Origin of the sequence: uncultured Rothia sp. (assembly GCF_937976295.1) — a bacterium.
In the GTDB taxonomy this organism is placed as follows: Bacteria; Actinomycetota; Actinomycetes; order Actinomycetales; family Micrococcaceae; genus Rothia.
On record NZ_CALJRY010000329.1, the window covers coordinates 1 to 3,528 of the forward strand.

Sequence of the window (3,528 nt, forward strand, 5' to 3'; positions counted from 1 at the left end):
TGGAAGCCCCGTCGGTTTCGGGGACATTTTCACCCTACCAAACCCTCAGGTAGATATCAGAGAACACTCAAGAGAAGCTTGAAGGTTTTGAGGTATTTCACAGGTTGATCAGCCGATAAAAGCTGAACCCCGTGCACCCGAATGGAAAACCATTCAGGAACACGGGGGTAGTTAGCGCGGAACTAATGTGCCTTACTTAGCGCGGTTCTGAAAATTGAACAGCATCTGCTCCAGCTGACCACGATTCACCAGATCCGTCGCATTAAAAGCGCCGAAATCCGGAGTAATGACATACTGCTGAGTGGACCACAGAATCTCACGGTAGAAAGCGGAACTCGGATTAACATCCGTGAACGAAGAAACACCAGAAACAGCCGGGGAACCCGCCGCACGGTAAGTAAACGCCGCAACAGTAGCGTTCGAAATACCGGCATCCGCGTGGAACTTGCCGTCCGACCAGCCGAAAGTAATGCCCTTCTGGCGAGCCCACACGTAAGCGGCGTAGTTCGGGTCGGTGGTCTTTACATCCGGCCAGGGGGAGACCACCGGGAGGTTCACCTTGGGGCTACCAGCCTGAGCGTACAGTGCCGCCGTCAGCTCGCCGCGAGTAGCGCGCTGCTGTCGCTCCTGGTAAGTGAGCTTCGAGGTCAGGGTCTTGTATTCTCGCGCGGGCGCAGTAGCATCCGTGAAGTTCGGAACACCCTCAAACTTCAGATCCTGATGAGCCATAAGAACACCGCGGTGCTCCGGCGCGTAACCCACAATCGGGGTGATGAGGGGCCTGTCCTTCTTGGTGAGGTCGTAGTCGTAGTCGCTCCACACCTCAATGACGTACTGCTTAGAAGGATTCAGGGTGTTTGCGGGGATCTTGATGGTGCGGTAAAGAGTGCCTCCCTCCAGGCGGGTTACGCCATCGGGACCTTCATAGTAGGACTTCATATCGCTCATCGCCAGGACGGGCGTGGCGGTGCCCTTCTCACGAATCACGTACATGGCACCCTCGCGGCCAGGCAGCTCCTCCCCAACGAAACCCTCACCCTGGACCAACAGCTCCTGATCCTTCGTGGTGTCCTTCAGCGCATCGTACTTCAACTTAGGTGCCATGACCTCAGGATGGTAAGCGCGGGTGTACATCGGATTGTGGGCGATAACGTTCTTACGAGCCCAAATATCCTCAATGCTCGACTGCGGCTGACCCTTAGCCTCGGTCAAAATACCCATCTCGTAACGCACCTCGTCCAGGGTGATACCCGGGAAATAATCGATGGGAGTGTAGAAACTCTCCAGGGCCTTAGCCTTGATGGTCAGCTTAGCCTCAAAAGTGCCGTCATCGGCAATGGTGAAGTCCTGACCCTCCACAAAGCGCAGCATCTTCGACGTCGGAATCTCGTAGCCGGAGGGCGCGTAGTTCGCGGGAGCAATGTACAGCGCTACGGTGCCGTGCTGAGCGCGCCACTCCTTGGTGTAGCCCGCGCCCTTCACGTGGACGGTACCGCCCTTGGTCGTGACGAGGGATGCGTTTACGCCATCGTACTTGTAACCGTCAGGGATGGAAACATTCAGGGTCGGGGTAGCCGCAACGACCTGGTTGGCCGCCTGCGGGGTAGCGGCAACAACGGCGGCATCAGCGGCAGGAGCCGCATTCTGAGCCAGCGCCGGGGTCATCGGCAGAACCATCGCGCCAGCCAACGCCAGCGCGCCGCAACCCTGAGCTGCGCGGAGGAAAGAAGACTTAGAGTTCGGAAGCGAGGACATAACACATCCTTAAAGTCGTTTCTCGCAGGGCTCTGCGGGCTCAACGGCGGGTAGGGAATTCGCCGTTGAATCTGCACACACCCTATGAGAAAAGTGGTTGGAAGCCCCGTCGGTTTCGGGGACATTTTCACCCTACCAAACCCTCAGGTAGATGTCAGGGAACACTCAAGGGATGCTTTAAGGTTCTGGAAAATCTCACACAGTGAGTAGCTGTTAAACGCTGAACCCCGTGCACCCGAACAGAAAACCTGCTTGGGAACACGGGGTTATTCGTGCAGCTAGACGATAAGCAGAGCCAGCTTAGCGAGCTAGCTTAACGAGACTGGAAAGCAGCCAGAACAGTCTCCAAATGGCCGCGAGTCAGCAGTTGCTTAGGAAGGAAATACTGACCATCGTACACGGTGGGCAAATTCTGGCTAGCCCACACGATCTCGCGGTAGAACGCAGAACCAGGCTTAACATCCACATAGGGGGAATCGCCCGTCACCGCAGGCGAACCAGCCGCGCGGTAAGTGAATGCCGCAACCGTAGCATTCGAAATGCCGGCATCAGCGTGGAACTTACCATCCGACCATCCGAAAGTAATACCCTTCTGACGAGCCCACACATAGGCGGCGTAGTTCGGGTCGTCAGTCTTCACATCCGGCCAGGGGGAGACTTCCGGCAGCTTCACCTCGGGCGCGCCAGCCTGAAGGTACAGGGCCACCGCCAGCTCACCACGGGTAGCGCGTTCCTTGCGCTGCTCATCGGTCAAGCTAGGCTTCTTATCCTCAGTAGCGTCAGAGCCCTTGAAATTCAGGTCCTGAGAAGCCAACAGCTCACCGCGACCCTCGGGCGCCTTGCCGACAACGGGGGCCAGGAACTCACCGCTCTCGCTGTAGCCGTCATTCGCCCAGACCTCCACCACGTACTTCTTCGAAGCGTCCAAAGTGTTAGCAGGAACCTTCACGGTGCCGTTCACTACGCCGTTCACATACTCAAAGGCACGGTCGTGGTGGTTGTACTCAATGATGTCGCTGGTCGCCAGAACCGGGGTGTTCGAACCCTTCTCACGGATTACATACTGAACACCCTTAACGGAGTGAATCTCACCGTAGAAACCGGTACCCGAGAAGTAAACCTCCTGATCTGCGGCAGTGTCACCCAGAGCCTTGTATTCCACCTTGGGAGCGAACGGGCTGGGACGGAACGCCTGAGTTTGCACCGGAATACGGCGAATCACATTCTTACCAGCCCACAAATCCTCAATGGTCAGCTGGGGCTGACCCTGCTGCTCAGCAACCAGGTCAACCTCGTAACGCACCTCGTAAGGCAGGATACCGGGGAAGTAGTAGCGAGGCTCATAGTAGCGCTGAAGCACGTCCGGCTTGACCGTCAGCTGAGCATCCAAGGTGCCGTCCTCAGCAATGGTGAAGTCCTTACCCTCCTCAAAACGCAACGGCGTGTCATCAGCGGGCAGAAGGTCACCATCAGGCACACCCTGAGAAGCGGCCAGATAAATCGCCACGTTGCCGTGCTTCTCACGCCACTCCTTAGTGAAACCCGAACCCTTCACGTGGACGGTACCGCCCTCGAAGGTGTACAGCAACTGAGCCTTGCCGTCATACAGAACCTCGAACGTCGGGGTATCCTCCTGGGTTGCCTTAGCACCCGGAACATCCGCAGCCTGCGAACCATCAGAACCATTGAAGTTCAGCGTCTGAGAAGCGAGCAGAGTACCGCGACCCTCGGGTGCCTTGCCAACAACGGGGGTCACCAGGTCTTCGCTACCCT

The 3,528-nt window shown here is 57.2% G+C and carries 2 protein-coding genes; both read right to left on the reverse strand.

Annotated features, from left to right (window positions below; translation table 11 throughout):
* Window positions 1-192: 192 nt before the first annotated feature.
* Window positions 193-1,755, reverse strand: coding sequence for an S-layer homology domain-containing protein (locus tag Q0216_RS08665; protein ID WP_298594569.1), 1,563 nt, complete (start codon window positions 1,753-1,755; stop codon window positions 193-195).
* Between the two features lie 313 nt (window positions 1,756-2,068).
* Window positions 2,069-3,528: gluconolactonase (locus tag Q0216_RS08670; RefSeq protein ID WP_298594571.1), on the reverse strand; the 1,460-nt coding region annotated here is incomplete at its 5' end.